At 62.3% G+C, this 15,564-nt stretch carries 16 protein-coding genes; 6 read left to right on the top strand and 10 right to left on the bottom strand.

Features of this window, described 5'->3' with window-relative positions:
* Positions 1-2: 2 nt before the first annotated feature.
* Positions 3-1,280 (bottom strand): MFS transporter, encoded by a 1,278-nt coding sequence (locus tag MRUB_RS08775; protein ID WP_241476980.1) that lies wholly within the window; start codon positions 1,278-1,280, stop codon positions 3-5.
* Positions 1,281-1,368: 88 nt separating this feature from the next.
* Here MRUB_RS08775 and MRUB_RS08770 point away from each other — a divergent pair, with 88 nt between their 5' ends.
* The 5 genes from MRUB_RS08770 to MRUB_RS08750 all read left to right on the top strand — a co-directional run bounded on the left by MRUB_RS08770 (position 1,369) and on the right by MRUB_RS08750 (position 5,198).
* Positions 1,369-1,950 carry a TlpA family protein disulfide reductase gene (locus MRUB_RS08770; protein ID WP_152024888.1) on the top strand — a complete coding sequence of 194 codons (582 nt, stop codon included), beginning with the start codon at positions 1,369-1,371 and terminating at the stop codon, positions 1,948-1,950.
* Between the two features lie 93 nt (positions 1,951-2,043).
* Positions 2,044-2,733: a DUF2461 domain-containing protein gene (locus tag MRUB_RS08765; RefSeq protein WP_013013992.1), complete on the top strand. Its 690-nt coding sequence runs from the start codon at positions 2,044-2,046 to the stop codon at positions 2,731-2,733.
* Entirely contained in the window at positions 2,730-3,119 is a 390-nt protein-coding gene (locus MRUB_RS08760; protein ID WP_013013991.1) for a M67 family metallopeptidase, read from the top strand. Before MRUB_RS08765 ends, MRUB_RS08760 begins: the two co-directional genes overlap by 4 nt.
* Before the next feature lie 76 nt (positions 3,120-3,195).
* Entirely contained in the window at positions 3,196-3,996 is an 801-nt protein-coding gene (locus tag MRUB_RS08755) for a HesA/MoeB/ThiF family protein (protein WP_013013990.1), read from the top strand.
* A gap of 59 nt (positions 3,997-4,055) precedes the next feature.
* Positions 4,056-5,198, top strand: coding sequence for a citrate synthase/methylcitrate synthase (locus MRUB_RS08750; RefSeq protein ID WP_013013989.1), 1,143 nt, complete (start codon positions 4,056-4,058; stop codon positions 5,196-5,198).
* An 81-nt stretch (positions 5,199-5,279) separates the two neighbouring features.
* Here MRUB_RS08750 and aat read toward each other — a convergent pair whose 3' ends face one another.
* From aat to MRUB_RS08710, 8 genes are all read right to left on the bottom strand, one after another.
* On the bottom strand, positions 5,280-5,888 hold the full coding sequence (gene aat, locus MRUB_RS08745; RefSeq protein WP_013013988.1) for a leucyl/phenylalanyl-tRNA--protein transferase: 609 nt from the start codon (positions 5,886-5,888) through the stop codon (positions 5,280-5,282).
* A 58-nt stretch (positions 5,889-5,946) separates the two neighbouring features.
* Positions 5,947-7,704 carry an ATP-binding protein gene (locus MRUB_RS08740; RefSeq protein WP_013013987.1) on the bottom strand — a complete coding sequence of 586 codons (1,758 nt, stop codon included), beginning with the start codon at positions 7,702-7,704 and terminating at the stop codon, positions 5,947-5,949.
* A 15-nt stretch (positions 7,705-7,719) separates the two neighbouring features.
* The gene (locus MRUB_RS08735; RefSeq protein ID WP_013013986.1) at positions 7,720-8,664 is read right to left on the bottom strand and encodes a DNA double-strand break repair nuclease NurA; all 945 of its coding nucleotides are present in this window, start codon (positions 8,662-8,664) and stop codon (positions 7,720-7,722) included.
* A 105-nt stretch (positions 8,665-8,769) separates the two neighbouring features.
* The gene (locus MRUB_RS08730) at positions 8,770-9,834 is read right to left on the bottom strand and encodes a tetratricopeptide repeat protein (RefSeq protein WP_013013985.1); all 1,065 of its coding nucleotides are present in this window, start codon (positions 9,832-9,834) and stop codon (positions 8,770-8,772) included.
* An 83-nt stretch (positions 9,835-9,917) separates the two neighbouring features.
* A complete protein-coding gene (locus MRUB_RS08725) occupies positions 9,918-11,171 on the bottom strand; it encodes an ATP-dependent protease ATPase subunit HslU (RefSeq protein ID WP_013013984.1) in 1,254 nt (417 codons plus the stop codon).
* On the bottom strand, positions 11,168-11,719 hold the full coding sequence (gene hslV, locus MRUB_RS08720) for an ATP-dependent protease subunit HslV (RefSeq protein ID WP_013013983.1): 552 nt from the start codon (positions 11,717-11,719) through the stop codon (positions 11,168-11,170). The genes MRUB_RS08725 and hslV overlap by 4 nt, the downstream gene beginning before the upstream one ends.
* A gap of 195 nt (positions 11,720-11,914) precedes the next feature.
* Positions 11,915-12,697: a signal peptidase I gene (gene lepB, locus MRUB_RS08715; RefSeq protein ID WP_013013982.1), complete on the bottom strand. Its 783-nt coding sequence runs from the start codon at positions 12,695-12,697 to the stop codon at positions 11,915-11,917.
* 99 nt (positions 12,698-12,796) lie between these two features.
* On the bottom strand, positions 12,797-13,540 hold the full coding sequence (locus MRUB_RS08710; RefSeq protein ID WP_013013981.1) for a patatin-like phospholipase family protein: 744 nt from the start codon (positions 13,538-13,540) through the stop codon (positions 12,797-12,799).
* Positions 13,541-13,601: 61 nt separating this feature from the next.
* On the opposite strand from MRUB_RS08710, the gene MRUB_RS08705 reads away from it, so the two are divergent.
* Positions 13,602-14,423, top strand: a complete 822-nt coding sequence (locus tag MRUB_RS08705) for a serine/threonine-protein kinase (protein ID WP_013013980.1) — start codon at positions 13,602-13,604, stop codon at positions 14,421-14,423.
* Here the strand turns inward: MRUB_RS08705 and hemW are convergent.
* Positions 14,409-15,548 carry a radical SAM family heme chaperone HemW gene (gene hemW, locus MRUB_RS08700; protein ID WP_235438197.1) on the bottom strand — a complete coding sequence of 380 codons (1,140 nt, stop codon included), beginning with the start codon at positions 15,546-15,548 and terminating at the stop codon, positions 14,409-14,411. The genes MRUB_RS08705 and hemW overlap by 15 nt on opposite strands.
* Positions 15,549-15,564 lie beyond the last annotated feature (16 nt).

Here is a 15,564-nt window from a genome sequence, read left to right as displayed (position 1 = left end):
GGTTAGGGGCGGTAGTCGCCGGGCTGGTGCTCCCGCACCCGGGACAAATTGTAAAGCGGAACCAGCATCAAGAGCGCGCCAAAGAAGCCCAGCATGTGGAGGTTGAACCCTTCCACAATCAGCCCGCCCAGGATGGGCAGGCTCATGCCGGCGGCGTTGGACCACAGGTCGAGCATCCCAATGGCCTGGCCGCGCCGGGTGGGGGGTGTCACGTCGGTCAGCATGGTGTTGGCGCTCAGAAAGGCCCCCGACCAGCCCAGCCCCACCAGAAAAGTGCCGGCGGTGATCACCCAGTAGCCCTCACCCAGCCCCACCAGGAGGGCCCCCAGCCCTGCCACCGCCAGCCCCGCCATGATCACCGGCTTGCGGCCCAGCCGGTCGGTCAGGCGGCCTATGGGCCAGGACAGGGCAAACATGCCCATCACGTGCAGGGCTACCGAAAAGGAGATCTGCGAAAGGCTGCAATCCAGGGCCTTGAGGGCCAGGGCCGTCATGGCCATCATCATCACCATCTGCCCCTGCACCGTGACCGCCGTGAGAATGGCCGCCAACCGCACGCGCGCCAGGTCTTTTTGCTCGAGGCCCTCCGAGGCCGAGGCCGCGCCCTGCAAGGCCCAGGCCGGGTAGTACCGGGCGAGCTCGAGGGCCATCTGCTTGGGGTCGGGCTGGATGCCGGCTACCAGCAGGAAGCTTGGCAGAATCAACAGTGGCAGCATTAGCCAGGCCAGGGCAATCTCGTTGATGCCCAGGGCCAGCCCCAGGTGCTCGGCCACCCAGACCAGCAATGGAGAGAGGCCGGCCCCAAACAAAGAGCCCATGGCTACCAGGCTCAGCCCCTCGGCCCGGCGGCTGGGGGGGTACATATCGGCGGCCGCCACCCGCATCTGCTGCACCGCCCCCACCCCGCTGCCAAAAACTAAAGCACCTGCGCAGAACAAGGCAAACGACCCCAGCAGGGTGGCGGTACCGATCAGCAAGGCCCCCACCAGGGCCAGCCACAAACCTAGGTACAGCCCCGCTTTTCTCCCCCGTCGGTCGGTCATGCGCCCAACGTAAAAGGCCGTCATGACCCTGGCCAGTGATAAAAGACTGGTGGCTAAGCCTGCAAATGCGGCATTGCCCAGCAGCATCACCACCTGGATGGCGCCAAAGGTGGGCACTAGCTGGATGCCTGCGCCGTTGATGGCCTGGGTGATGGCCAGCAACCAGGTGTTCTTGCGTACCTGTGCGGGAATGGGGGCCAAGCCGTCACTGGATTGTGCGGAGGAATGAGCGGACACAAAGGCAGTATACGCCCAGCTCCACGAATCCCCCTCGAGGCTGCAACATAGCGGCATCGGTTTAGGAGTGGCCCGGCGGGGTTTCAGGGTGAGGCGGTATCCTCTGCTGGGCACTGTGACCCTGCACACCCCGGACGGGCAGGCCCTGCTAAACTTGAATTCGATGGAAGCGGCTCCTAAAAAACTTTCCCCGGCTTTGCAGCTGGGCATTGTCGGTCTGATTGCCGTTGGTTTGGTTGCCCTGGCGCTGTTTGCGGCTCCCCCCCAGCGGGCGGGCGATCTGCCCCAGGCCCAGCTGGTTCGCCTGGACGGTAGCAGCGCGGTTTTGCGCAGTGGAAAGCCCATTGTGCTCACGGTCTGGGCGACCTGGTGTACCTACTGCCAGCGGCAGCTCCCCGAGTTCGAAGAGATGGCCCGCCAGCGGCCCGATGTGCAATTCGCCTTTGTCAACGATGGTGAGCCGGTGCAGTTGGTGCGCCAGTTCCACGATACCCGGGGCTTTTCCAGCGCGGTGGTCTACCAGGACGCGCTTCGGACGGTTTCCCGGTCGCTCAGGGTGAACGGCTATCCCTCCAACTTTTTCTATGACTCCAGAGGCAGGCTGGTGGGGGAGGTGCGGGGCTATATGAGCCCGGAGCAGCTCCAGGCCGCCCTGGCCCAGCTCAACTGAGCGCGGTGCTGGGGATACCGGTTTTGGGGAGGGAACGCTTAACTCGAGCCTCCCCAACAATTGCCAGACCCCACCCTGGCTACGGTGGCTAATATGGCGGCTGTGTTGACCCAAAAGCAAGCGTATTTTTCCCCCGAACTTTTTCATTTTCTGATCGAGCTGCGCTATAACAACCGGCGCGAATGGTTTCAGGCCAACAAGCCCCGCTACGAGGCCCTGGTGCGGCAGCCGTTCCTGCGCTTTATCGCCGACTTCGCCCCGCACCTGGAAAAAATCAGCCCCGATTACCTGGCAGGCCCCCAGAGCCTCTTTCGCATCCAGCGCGATACCCGCTTCAGCGCCAACAAGGCCCCCTACAAAACCCATGCGGCGGCCCAGTTTCGCCATCGTCGGGGCCGGGATGTGCATATGCCGGGCTTTTACATTCACCTCGAGCCCGACAACTGCTTCCTGGGCGCCGGTATCTGGATGCCTGAGCCGGAAAACCTGCGGCGCATCCGGGCCGCCATTGCCCGCCAGGATCCCCGCTGGCTGCGGCTGCGCGGGCGGCTCGAGCTCGACGGGGAGGGCAAGCTCACCCGCCCACCCAGGGGCTACCGCGCCGACCACCCCCTCATCGAAGACCTCAAGCAGCGGAGCTTTACGGTTTCGTACCCCCTTGCCGAAGAGGTGGTTACCTCCGACGCACTCCTCCCAGCCGTAGAAAAGGTGTTTCTTGAACTGCTGCCGCTCAACCAGTTTTTGAGCGAGGTCTTGCTATTACCGCAAGAGGAAGAGCCATGATTCTAAGGCTGCCCCCGGCCTGCCTCGAGCAGACCCGCTTCTATCTGCGGGCCGCCCTGCCCCGGGAGGGCGTGGGCCTCTGGGTGGGCCGGGCGGGGCGGGTGGTGGAGTTTTGGCCGCTGCCCAACGTTCACCCGCGCCCCCGCGAGCGCTACGAGGCCGACCCCCAGGCCCTCATCGAAGCCGTTCGGCGCATCGAGCAAAGGGGCCTCGAGCTTCTCGCCATCGTGCACTCCCACCCCAGCGGCCCGGCGCTGCCCAGCGAGGCGGATCGTGCGCAGGCTTACTGGCGGGTTCCCTACGTAATCTTCGATATGCGAACCGGAGACTTCCGGGCTTTTTGCCTGCCACAAACGGAGGAGGTTCCGGTCTGGCTCGAGGGATGAGCGGCCCCGGCTCGGGCTAAACCGCTTTGTGGATACAGCCTGGGTCTTAAATAACCGGGTTGGCTATAGTGCTGGTATGTGGAGCAAAGAGGAGCTAGACCGTTACGCCCGCCACATTGTGCTGCCGGGCGTGGGGGGGGCCGGCCAGGCCCGGCTCAAACAAAGCGCGGTGCTGGTGGTGGGGGCCGGCGGACTGGGCTCGCCGGTTCTAATGTACCTGGCCGCAGCGGGGGTGGGCCGGCTGGGCCTGGTGGAGATGGATCGGGTGGACGTTTCCAACCTCCAGCGGCAGGTGCTGTTCGATACCCCATCGGTGGGGCAGCGCAAGGCCGAGATAGCCAAAAGCCGCCTGGAAAGCCTCAACCCCCATATCCAGATCGAAGCCCACGCCGAGCGGATTACCTCCGAAAACGCCCTTAGGCTGCTGCACCCCTACGATCTGGTAATCGACTGCACCGACAATTTTCCAACCCGCTACCTGCTCAACGATGCCTGTGTCTTGCTAGATAAACCGCTGGTGTATGGGGCCATCCACCAGTTTGAGGGTCAGCTTTCGGTGTTTCACCACCAAGGGGGCCCCTGTTACCGCTGCCTGTTCCCCCAGCCACCCAGGCCTGGTACCGTTCCTAGCTGCGCCGAGGCCGGGGTGTTTGGCGTACTTCCCGGCGTGATTGGTAGCTTGATGGCCACCGAGGCGATAAAAGTGCTGCTGGGCCTTGGGGAGGTGCTGTCCGGAACGCTGCTGCTCTACGATGGTTTACAGGCCCGCTTCCATCGGGTGGGCTTCCCCCGTCGCCCGGACTGCCCGGTGTGTGGTGAGCAACCTAGTGTATCTACACTGCAAGATTATGAGCTTTGGTGCGGAATTTCCGTGTAAGAACGCGATACAATACACAGGCTAGCCCCGACCGCGGTCAGGGCACCCAAGGAGCGATTATGAGTGCAACTGTTGCGATTGCTCGAGGTCTGGAAGATGTCATCTTTACCGAAAGTAGCCTGTGCTTCATCGACGGCGACCAGGGTCGCCTCTACTACGCTGGCTATAAAATCCAGGATCTCGCCGAGTACTCCACCTTTGAGGAAGTAACCTACCTACTGCTGCACGGCCACCTACCCAACAAGGCCGAGCTCAAGGCCTTCAGCGCCAGGCTGGCCTCGCTGCGGGCCTTACCGGCCTCGATTATCAAACAAATCAAACAGTTCCCCCGCGACGCCCACCCCATGTCCATGCTGCGCACCGCGGTGAGCGAGCTGGGCATGGTAGACCCCACCGAGAGCGACGTCTCCCCCGAGGCGCTGTACGAGAAGTCTCTTTCTCTGATCGCCAAGTTTGCTACCATCGTGGCCGCTACCAAGCGTCACCGCGAGGGGCAAAAAATTCTGGCCCCCCGCAAAGGCCTGTCCCATGCGGCCAACTTCCTTTACATGTCCACTGGCAAGGTGCCCAGCAAGGAAGAGACCAAGCTGATGGACGTGGCCCTGATTTTGCAGGCCGAGCACGGTTTCAACGCCTCCACCTTTACCGCCATTGCCACCTACTCCACCCAGGCCGACATCTACAGCTCCATCGTTGCCGCGGTGGGGGCGCTCAAGGGCCCCCGGCACGGCGGCGCCAACGAAGCGGTGATGAAGATGATCGCCGAGATTGGCGCCCCCGAAAACGTCTCGGCCTGGCTGGCCGATCTGCAGGCCAAGAAGGGCCGCGTGATGGGCATGGGCCATCGGGTCTACAAGTCCTACGACCCCCGGGCTGGGGTGCTCGACAAGTACGCGGGGGCGGTGGCCGCCAAGCAAGGGTACAGCAAAGAGTACGCCATCTTGAAGGAGCTCGAGCGCCAGGCAGGGGCCATCTACAACCCCAAGGGCATCTACCCCAACGTGGACTTCTACTCGGGGGTGGTGTACTCCGACCTGGGCTACCCCCTCGAGTTCTTTACGCCCATCTTCGCGGTGGCCCGCATCTCGGGCTGGTGTGCGCACATCCTCGAGTACACCAAGCTAGATAACCGCTTGCTGCGCCCCGACTCCCACTACACCGGGAAGCTAGACCTTCCCTACAAACCCCTGTCGAAACGCTAAGGTTCTTGCTATGTGCAGCGGATGGCTCCTGAAGGCCATCCGTTTTTTTGTGCTTGCATAGTCCAAGCGATGCCATCCGTTCTAGTCCACAAACCGGGCCGGTTTCTGGATGGCCCGCCATAGCCGCTGGCGAAACTCGAGGGGGTCTACCTCGATGGCGCCGAATCGGGCCAGGTGGGGGTTTTGCACCTGCACATCAAAAATCTCAAAACCTCGAGCGCGCAGGTGCTCGACCAAGCGCACCATAGCCACCTTGGAAGCGTTGGGAATGCTGTAAAACATGCTGTCACCGATGAAGGCAGCCCCCAGCGCAATGCCCAGAATGCCGCCTGCGAGCTGGTTGCCACACCAGGTCTCGAAACTGTGGGCAAAGCCATAGCGATGAAGGCTTCTATACAACTCAGCCACCTCAGGGGTGAGCCAGGTTTCGCTGGAATACGTCCAACCCCGGGTGGCACAGCCCTCCAGAACCCCTTCGAAATCGTGGTCGATGCGCACTTCAAAACGTCTGCTGTTTAAGACCCGCCTTAAACTGCGGGGAATGTGAAAGCGCTCGTCGAGTGGCATCAGGGCGCGGTAGGGCGTGCCATAGGCCCGCTGGTCGAACCAGCCGATGCCGTGCTCTATCCCCAGAGGAAAATACCCCTGCGCATACATGCCCAGTACAGCTTGTAGGTTGCTCTTATCCACAAACGGAGCTTCTTTTGTGCCAGCGCCAGGCCGGCCCGTATGGCTGCTATAGCCATAATCAGTCTATCAGCCGGGATAATGTTTCTGCCGAGACATCCTCCAGCACCTCATCTTTTTTCATGGCCCAGGCCGGCAGCGGAAAGGTAAGAGCCAGTGGCACCGGCACCTCGGGTTGGTGCAGAATCATGGTTCCTTGCGGTAAAATTACTGCCCTCTGGCGGAAGGATGGGGGCAGGTAGCGGTACTCGGGCCGCTCAGCCTCGGCGGCATCGAGCCGGCCTACCACCCGGATAGCGGCGTTGCCGACAATGCGGCTCTCCACCTCGGAGGCGGTTTGTTGCGCGCCAATCAGAATCACGCCCAGGCTGCGCCCGCGCTCGGCAATGTCCAGCAGAATGTCTTTGATGGGGCTTTCGCCGTCGCGGGGGGCGTACTTGTTGAGCTCATCCAGCACCACAAACACCCGGCCCGCATAATCACCTTTCTCTTTGCGGCCAAACACCTCGCGCAAAATGGAGCCAACCACAAACATCTGTGCCTGCGCCGAGAGCTGGTGAATGTCCACCACGCTTACCTGGGCCTGGCTGCCCAGGGGGTTGGGCCTTTTGCCGGGTTTATCCCCTCGGACGAGGTGCTCGACGTTGCCAATGGAAGCACGCAAACGCCGCACAAAAGCCTCGAGCGTGCCTCGAGCCTGCCGGGCTGTCCAGCGCGGGTCGCCCTTCTGCTTGTCTTCGTCGTCGGCAGACTCGGGCCCCAAGAGCTTGAACTCGATGTAGCGCACCAACTGGGCAAAGGTGACGATCTTTTGCCGGCCCAGCTCATCAAATGGCACATGGGCCTCGCTGGTCGAAAGCTCATCCGACCAGTCGTCTACCAAAATATGGGGGCCCCGCTGCCCTTGCTTATCGTTCTCATCGCCCACCAGGCGGCGCAGGCGCTCAGTTACCTGGTCAATCAGAAAGCCCAGGTTGCTCATGGCCCCTCGATCGGTGAACAGGAATGGGAGCAGGCCCTCGCGGCAGAACTGCACCAAGTCCCAGTAGTAAGCGCTGGCATCGGGGCGGCCCACATCGGCCAGAATATCGCCAGGGGTTTTGCGGGGCGGGGCCAGGAAGGCCACGCTCTGGAAGGCCTGGGCAGGCAGGCCCAGCTTTTGGTAGGCGGCTCTGGCCTCGTTGTTCAGCCCGCTGTTGTCCTTGTCGAGGTAGAAGAGGTCTTCCCCCTTGACGTTGAAGATAAGGGCCTTGGTGTTGGCTTTTTGCCGGTTGGCAGACGATTGAAAGATGCTGTGCAGCAAAAAGGTGGCGTAGCTGGTTTTGGCCGCCACCCCCGAGACCCCCGATATATTGACGTGCCCGCCTTTGAAGCCGTTGAGAAATTCGAAGTTGATGTAGGCCACCTCGCCGTTTTTCAGGAGGCCCACCGGGAGTTTTTGCTCTTGCATCCGGTCGTAGTACAGGGCCAGCTCCAGCGAAGCGTCCTGCGCCGGATAGACCGGCGCGCCAGGGTTGGGGGGTAGGTATTCCTCCGGCATGATCCGGGTGACCTGCACGTGTGCGACATAGGAGAGGCTCACCGGCAGCAGGTCGCGCCGGGCCAGGAACACATCGGTGTCGAACGGGGCCCCCTCGTAGAGCTTGATCACCTCATCCACCATGCCGTAGTAGCGCACCTTGCCTTTGCTTGGGTCGGGGTGAAGAAACTCGACATAGACCAGGTCGTCGAGGCGCAGGTACTGCCCCTCCTCGACTGCAACCCAGAAATCCAAGGCCTTTGCTTCGCGGCTACCCAATACCATGCCTACCGGTTTCACAGCTTCCTCCCGACTCTAAGCAAATAGCGCCTGCACGATTCTACGCCGAACCACCTCAGCCGGCCCCAGGTGCCGCCCCAGCCACTGCTCGAGCCCCCCCACAGGAATCAGGTTCTGGGGCGCGCGCGGGTCTTTGGCGGGCGAGGAGGCCAGGGTGCAAAAAAGACTGACCGAAAGATCGGCCAGTCGAACCGCTTCGCTGGGCTCCTCGCTGGGGGTCTCGATGCGCAGTAGGGCTGCGCCGCTGTAGAAGGTGGCGTTGGGTTCCAGAGGCAGGCGCACATACCACGAGAACACATCCAGCGGGCGCCTCAGGGCATAACCGGGAATCTGAAAAATGGGGGTGCGCTGGTAGGGCTGCAGGTCATACAGCAAGGCTTGCTGGTCGGGCCCCAAATAGGTTGCGGCCTGGGTCTTGGTGTAGCCCAGCAGCCGCCCAGGTGTGTTGTAGTCCTGTGCGCCGGGGTAGATCTGCCCATCCACAATTACCAGGCCACCCTCGAGCGTATTCACCAGACTGGCCTCCAGGTGGCGCATCACCTCCGTTACCTTGCTGCGCAGGCTGGCGGGGTCGGACTTTGTGGTTTGGATGGGTTCATAATGCCTGAGGCCGGGGGGTAGGGGCTCCTCGAGGTCGCTGCTGTGCAGCAGGATGTGGCGTTTGATTGGGTCTCCCACCGGGCGAATGCCGGCTCCATCCCGCAGCAAGGCCCCGGCGATCACCGTCGCCAGCAAGGCCCGCCGCCCTTTGGCATCGGCGATCTGGGCGTCTATGCGCTGGCGGCCATCCACCAGATACACAACCGGCCAGTTCTGGGGGGCGACCCTGGGGGGTGTATGGGCTACCCAGTCACCCTCGTAATGGATTTTGATGTCCTCGAGGCCGCCGGCCTCATCCTCACTCTCTATGCGTTCGGGCAGCGCGTACTCAGGGTTCCAGGCTTCCAGCTTCCAGGCCATAAACCCAATCTACAATATTTTGCTATTAACGAAAATAGCATTATGAGAATGTAAAAAACATACAACTATCCACTCGACGTCCCTCTACCTTCGGGCCCGGATGCCTTACTTTAAGCGATTAAGTACTTCCTGGGCTTCTTTGAGGTCGGGCCGCAGCTTGAGGGCTTGCTCGCACTGCTCTTTTGCGCCGGCCTTGTCTCCCAGCAGTTCGTTGGCGCGACACAGCCAGTAGCGGTAAACCGGGTTGTTCTGCTCCAGGGCAACAGCCTTGGTGAAGTTGAACCGGGCCTTTTGGTAATCCTTGAGCTCGATCAGCACCTGGCCCAGGCCAATATAGGCATCCGGATAGCGAACCGGCGAGAGGGCCACGGTCTGCTGGTAGGAGACCCCGGCCTGCTGCCAGTCCTTCTTCTCGTAGTAAGCGTCACCCCGGCGCAGCCAGGCCTCGGCGTTGCCGGGGCTCAGGATTACGGCCTGGTCGAGGTGCTCAATGGCTAAATCCACATTGCCCCTGAGCAGCAACAGGCTGCCGTATTTGATGCGCAGGCTGGGGTTTTTGGGGGCCGCCTTGACCGCCTCGTCGTAGTGTTTGAGGGCCTCATCCCACTTGCCTTGCCGAATGTAGATATCGGCCAGCAAAGCCCGAACAACCGGTTCGTCCTTCAGGGCCAGTGAGCGGTTGATGGATTCCACAGCCTGGTCGAGCTTGTTCTGGTAAGCCAACACCGTGCCGCGGGTTGCGTAGATGGGGGCGTACTTGGCGTTGACCCGCTCGGCTTCGCGCAGTACGCTCAGGGCCTGATCCAGCAAGCCCTTGCTGGCCTCGCGGTTCTCCGATAGGAGGTACTGGCGTACATACACCTGGGCCAGCGCCACGTAAGACTGGATATAGCTGCTGTTAAGGGTGATTGAGCGGCGCAGGTTTTCGATGGCCGCAGTAAAGCGGTTCAGATCGGACTGCACACGGGCCAACAGGTAGAGGTTTTCTGCGCTGGGTGCGTCCTTAACAGCGCGCTCGCAGGCCGGTAGGGCGGCTTCGGGGCGCCCCGCCTCATAGAGCAGGAGGCATAGGTTGGCCTGAGTCTGCGGCTTGGGTGCGGGCTGGGTAGGGTTTTGCTGCGCCACAGCGGTTCCTACCGATAGCGCCAGCACAAAGAACCAAAAACGCATCATCTTCCTCCTAAATGGTACTATGGGTGTTTGCACTTGACCCAGGGGTAGGGCTGATTGAGGTTTCATACGAGGCCCAACCTTCACAGGATATAGCGGGAAAGATCGTGAGAGGCCAGTACATCTTTGAGCCGTGCTTCCACATATTCTTTGGTAACCTCGACCCGCCCCAGGCTGGTTTGGAACGAAACCTCTTCCAGAACGCGTTCCAGCACCGTAGCGAGTCGCCTGGCGCCAATATCCTCCAACTCTTGGTTAGCTTGGTGAGCAAACCGGGCCACCGCCTGGATGGCTTCGGGGGTGAAATGAAGCTCGGTCTCGTCGGCGGCCAGCAAGGCCTGGTACTGTTTGATGAGCGAGTTTTCCGGCTCTCGCAGAATGCGCTCGAACTCTGCTGGCCCGAGGGGCTCGAGCTCAACCCGGATGGGAAAGCGGCCCTGCAACTCAGGAATCAGATCGGAGGGTTTGGAAACGTGGAAGGCTCCGGCAGCGATAAACAGCACGTGGTCGGTTGAGACCGGCCCCAGGCGGGTCGAGACCACCGTACCCTCCACGATGGGTAGCAAGTCCCGCTGCACGCCCTCACCGGAAACATCCGGGCCGCCCACAGCCCCTTTACCCCTGGCGATTTTATCCACCTCATCGATAAAGACGATGCCCTCTTCCTGGGCGCGGCGCAGGGCCTCCTGGGTGGCCTCTTCTTTATCCACCAGGCGCTCGGCCTCCTGGTTTTTAAGGATCTCCAGGGCCTCTTTTACGCGCACTTTGCGCCGGACTTTGCGCTGGGGCATCAGCCCTTTGAGCATGTCTTGCAGGCTTTGCATCTGCTCCCCGCCGAACATCCCCATCATGGGTAGGCGGGCCTCTTCGGCCACCTCGATCTCGATGAGCTGGTCATTGTAGCGACCGGTGCGCAACTCCAGGGGTGAGACGCGCAGAATGGAGGCCACCTCCTCCTCAGCCAGGTTCTGGGCGCGCCCTTCCACTTTGGCCTTCATCTCCTGCATCACGAGCTGGTAGGCGGCCTCGGCCAGATCGCGTACAATCGAGTCCACATCGCGGCCCACATAGCCCACTTCGGTAAATTTCGTGGCCTCTACCTTCAGGAAGGGGGCGCCCGCCAGCCGGGCCAGCCGTCGGGCAATTTCGGTCTTGCCCACCCCGGTGGGGCCAATCATCAGGATATTTTTGGGCATGACCTCTCGAGCCAGCTCAGGCGGCAGCTTCTTGCGGCGTATGCGGTTGCGCAGCGCCACCGCCACCGCGCGCTTAGCGGCGGCCTGGCCGACGATGTGTTTATCCAGCTCGCGCACGATCTCCGCGGGCGTCAGGTTCATGACCCACCCCCCACGCTCAGCACCGAGGTGGCCTGCCCACTGGTATACAGGTCGATCTCCCCGGCAATCCGGATGGCCTGTTCGGCGATCTGGGGGGCTGAGAGGCTCGAGTACCGCAACAGGGCTTTGGCGGCGGCCAGGGCATAGGGGCCGCCGGATCCCACCGCGATCACCGGCTCATCGGGGTTCAGCACCTCACCATTCCCGGAAAGCAGCAACAGGTGGTCGCGATCGGCGAGTACCAGCATGGCCTCGAGGCTCCGCAGCACCCGGTCGGTGCGCCAGAGCTTGGCCGTCTCGATGGCCGCTCGAGGCAGGTTGCCTTTGGCGCCCGATAAAGCCCCCTCAAACTTCTCCAAAAGCGTCAGTGCATCGGCCACGGCGCCAGCAAAGCCAACCAAAATGCCATCACCCTGCTCGAGGCGGCGAACCTTAACCGCGCTGGTTTTCATGATGGTCTGACCCAGGGTGACCTGCCCGTCGCCTGCGATTGCGGTGACACCGTCTCGACGAACTGCCACAATAGTGGTGCCGTGCATTCGCTCCATTCCTACGGAATCTAGCGCCGCACGGTGAATCTGGTATGAGAGCAGCCCCATCCGAAAGCCCTTGGCCAGGGGCGCTGGACATCTTAACCGGCGGTTTTGGGGCTGCACAGGATGTGCGCGCCCGGCTGTCTTGCGAGCCCACTCGAGCAAAACAAAACCCCCGGCCAGCCGGGGGCGGAAGCGACGGCCAGGGGGCTATAAGCCCTTGAAGCCCTCGGGAATATCCAGGCCACGAATACGATTCAGCGGCCACCACACGGCATTGGCCCGGCCGGCAATGGCGCTGGCGGGCACAGGGCCAAAGGTGCGCGAATCCTCGGAGCCCCCAAAGGTGCGGTTATCGCCCATTACAAAGTAGTAGCCCGGCTTGAGCTTGAGCGAACCGGTAAAGCAGTGCTCGCCGGAGCGGCTTTTGGCTAAATCCTCCGGGCTGGGGGGGGTGAGCATCTCGAGGGTGGGTTTGAGGTACTCAGGCAACGTATCCGGGGTGAAGCGCACCTGTTGCTGGGTTACCAGGGCGGTCAGCCGCTCGTTTTGGTAGCACACCACAGGGTAGCTATCGGGGTAGGGCGTAAGGGAGGCGGTGATGTGGATTTCATTGATGGGCTGGCCGTTAACGTATACCACCCCTTCCCGCAGGCTCACCTCATCGCCCGGCAGGCCGATGATGCGCTTGATAAAAAAAGCCCGGAACTGGAAGCCCAGCACCGGAAACTGAGCCACCGCGTTGGGGGTGCCCTCGGGCGGTTTGACAATCGCCACCTCGCCCCGCCGCCACTGCATCAGGCCAAAACGCACCAGCCAGGTCTCGTATTTGGGTACAAACACCCGCTCGCCGTTGAGCAAGGTGGGGTTCATCGAGCTGCCCACCACGCCCACCGTGGTAAACAAAAACGTGGTCACCAGGAAGGCCAGCAGCAAGGCCTCGCCCACCTGTCGAAACCATTCTTTGAAGAGGTAGTCCAGAAACTTCTGCATCACAAGATCCCTTTCGTCCGTGGCCTAGGCCCGGCCATAGCATAACGTACACCCGACCGGGCTTTGCCGCGAAGCCACAGTGCCGTCCATGGCCGGGCGCTAGATCCTGAGCCGGGCCTGTGCAGCGGCTTTGCGACCGGCCTCGACGATCTCCTCGAGGCGCCCAAACTGCTCAATACCCACCCCGGGCAGCTCGGGGCGGATATAGAGTTCGGGTGGATAAAGCGAGCGGCGGGCAGCGGTAAGGTGGTTTTGCATGATATCGATGGCCCGGCGAACCTGCCCTATTGCAGAGCGCGGAATCCCCGGCAGGCCTATCTCGGGGGTGACGTCGACCGCCAGTACATACCGGGCCCGCATAAAGCGAGCTGCGTCAACCGGCAGGTTGTCGAGCACCCCACCATCCACATAGGTTCGGCCCTCGAATTGCACCGGCGCAACCAGGCCGGGGTAGGCCGCCGAGGCCAGCACCGCCCCCGGCAGGTCGCCCTCTGCAAAGTAGGCTAGTTTACCGGCCTCGAGGTCGACGGCGGTAACGACCAGTTTTTTGCAGAGCTGCTCGAACCGGGGGGGCAGGTGTTTAGCCAGGAAGTCCCTAAGGCCGCGCTGGGAGATCAGCCCGGGCCGGGGTACCAGATCCAGCAAGCGCAACCAGGGGGTGGAGCGGGCAATTTCCAGTATTTCACGGGGTTTTTTGCCGGAGGCGTACAGGGCGCCAACCACAGCCCCCATGCTGGTACCTGCGATCACCTCGGCCTGGAAACCCTGGGCCTCGAGCACCTCCAGCACCCCGATATGGGCCAGCCCCCTGGCACCACCACCTGACAAGACCAAACCTCGCACCTTGGAACATTTTACCGATCGGTGCTATGAACCCCCAATACCGGCCAGAATCGGTATAGTGATGGTTGTGGGGTTAGCCGGCATCACCTTGGAAGGCCGCTACAAGGTCATCCGACCCATTGCCCGTGGGGCGCTGGCCACGGTCTACCTGGCCTTCGATGTTCACGGCACCCCCTATGCGCTCAAGGTTTTCCCGCGGGGATTTGAGGGGCGGGCCGACCGGGAGTGGAAGGTGGGTCAGCAGCTCAAGCACCCGCACATCAACCCTGTTCTGGCCCGTCTAAGCGTGCCCCACGACGGTGGAGAGCACCCCGCGGTGCTCCTGGCCTTTGCCCCGGGCATCCGCCTGTCGGAGTGGCGTAGGGATAACCCGGCCCGGATACTAGGGGTTTTCAAGCACCTCCTCGAGGCCCTGGCGCATATGCACGGCCAGAATTTAGTACACCGCGATGTTAAGCCGGACAACCTTGTGGTGGACGGCACCGGTGAGGCCCGCCTGGTGGATTTCGACCTCTCTGGCCCATTGGGGGAGCGCTTTAGCCAAAAGGTTCGCCTAGGCACCATTGCCTATATCGCCCCGGAGCAGATCCGTGGACGCTCACCCACCCCGGCTTCGGACATGTACTCGGCGGGTATCCTGCTGTACTGGGCTATTGCCGGTGAGCTACCGTTCGTGGGGGAGCCGGTCGAGGTGATGAACGCCCACCTCAAGCTACCTCCGCCGCCGCTGGTGGCTGCCCCCGAGACCGGCCTGACCGTGACCGCCGAGTTGCAGGGTTTCCTGAGCCGCCTCATCTGCAAGGATGTCGCTGAGCGTTACCAGAACGCCCTCGAGGCCCTGCGCGATTTTGAGGCCATGCACGCTTCGCTAATACCCCGGTAGCCGGCGGGGCGCAAGCGGCGCGGGGTTTCGTGCCTCCAGGCTGTCCCAGAGCTGCAAAATGATGGGGTGCAGGGTGTTGAGGTCGGTGGCGCGGATGCGTTTTTGCTCTACGACCAGCCAACCCTGGCTGCTTAACTGCTGAACGGCGGGCTCCAGGGCCGGCCATACCTCGAGCCCACTGCGCTGCTCGAGCAATTCCAGGTCAACCCCCTGGGCCAGCCGTAGGCCCAGCATGAGAGACTCCTTGACGTGCTCGAGCCTGCTAATCGGTTCCAGCGAAGGTTCTTCCCCCTGTAGCCAGCGCGGTAGAGGGGGGTTGGTGTAGCGCACTGCGAAAATATGCGGCTCGAGTCCGGCAAGCTGCCCGGTAGCGCCTGGCCCCAGCCCACCCCAGAACGCGTTGCGCCAGTAGGCTAGGTTGTGCCGGCTTTCTCCTCCCGGGCGGGCAAAGTTGGATACCTCGTACCGGGTCAGGCCGGCCCTGCCCAGCAGATGCTGGGCCAGCTCAAAGGCCTGGGCTTCGGCGTCTGGGTCGGGCGCCAATCCCTTGAGCGCAAACGGTGTGCCGGGCTCAACCTGTAGCGTATAGGCCGAAACGTGTTCCACCCCCAAGGCCGCGGCCTGGGCCAGGTCGGCCTCGGCATCCTGACCGGGTAGGCCCAGAATCAGGTCGATAGAGGTACGGAAGCCAGCCTCGAGGCTCATCTCCACAGCCCGCAGGGCCCCGATGCGGCCGTGGGCCCGGCCCAGGGTTTTGAGCACGCTGTCCTGGAAGCTCTGTACCCCCAGCGAGATGCGGTTGACCCCTAGCTCGCGTAGCAGGCGAAGCCGTTCTGGGTTGAGGGTGCCAGGGTTGGCCTCGAGGGTGACCTCAGCAGCCTCTATGTTCCAGGGCAGGGCGCGAAAAAGGGCCTCCAGCTCGTGGCTGCGCAGGAAGCTGGGGGTGCCCCCGCCCAGGTAGAGCGTGGTAAGCGGGCCGGGGTGTTGCTCAAAAAGCCCCCGGGCCTCCTGGGCCAGTCGCTTTAGATAGGCCTCTACCACGTCCCCATAGCGGCGAACCACATGAAAGTCGCAGTACGGGCAGATGGTGGGGCAGAACGGTACGTGCAGATAAAGGTGTTGCAAAGCTGGGTCTCCCATC

The sequence above is a fragment of the Meiothermus ruber DSM 1279 genome, assembly GCF_000024425.1.
Classification (GTDB): Bacteria; Deinococcota; Deinococci; order Deinococcales; family Thermaceae; genus Meiothermus; species Meiothermus ruber.
The sequence above is the reverse complement of the archived record's forward strand: the minus strand, read 5'-3'. Positions and strand labels throughout refer to the sequence as shown.

Bases quoted from the DNA above. Each gene is read 5' to 3' on its own strand.
- MRUB_RS08705 (WP_013013980.1), top strand. From the start codon at position 13,602: ATGGTTGTGGGGTTAGCCGGCATCACCTTGGAAGGCCGCTACAAGGTC.
- MRUB_RS08765 (WP_013013992.1), top strand. From the start codon at position 2,044: ATGGCGGCTGTGTTGACCCAAAAGCAAGCGTATTTTTCCCCCGAACTT.
- hslV (WP_013013983.1), bottom strand. From the start codon at position 11,719: ATGGAGCGAATGCACGGCACCACTATTGTGGCAGTTCGTCGAGACGGT.
- lepB (WP_013013982.1), bottom strand. From the start codon at position 12,697: ATGCAGAAGTTTCTGGACTACCTCTTCAAAGAATGGTTTCGACAGGTG.
- MRUB_RS08725 (WP_013013984.1), bottom strand. From the start codon at position 11,171: ATGAACCTGACGCCCGCGGAGATCGTGCGCGAGCTGGATAAACACATC.
- MRUB_RS08760 (WP_013013991.1), top strand. From the start codon at position 2,730: ATGATTCTAAGGCTGCCCCCGGCCTGCCTCGAGCAGACCCGCTTCTAT.
- MRUB_RS08755 (WP_013013990.1), top strand. From the start codon at position 3,196: ATGTGGAGCAAAGAGGAGCTAGACCGTTACGCCCGCCACATTGTGCTG.
- MRUB_RS08750 (WP_013013989.1), top strand. From the start codon at position 4,056: ATGAGTGCAACTGTTGCGATTGCTCGAGGTCTGGAAGATGTCATCTTT.
- MRUB_RS08730 (WP_013013985.1), bottom strand. From the start codon at position 9,834: ATGCGTTTTTGGTTCTTTGTGCTGGCGCTATCGGTAGGAACCGCTGTG.
- MRUB_RS08735 (WP_013013986.1), bottom strand. From the start codon at position 8,664: ATGGCCTGGAAGCTGGAAGCCTGGAACCCTGAGTACGCGCTGCCCGAA.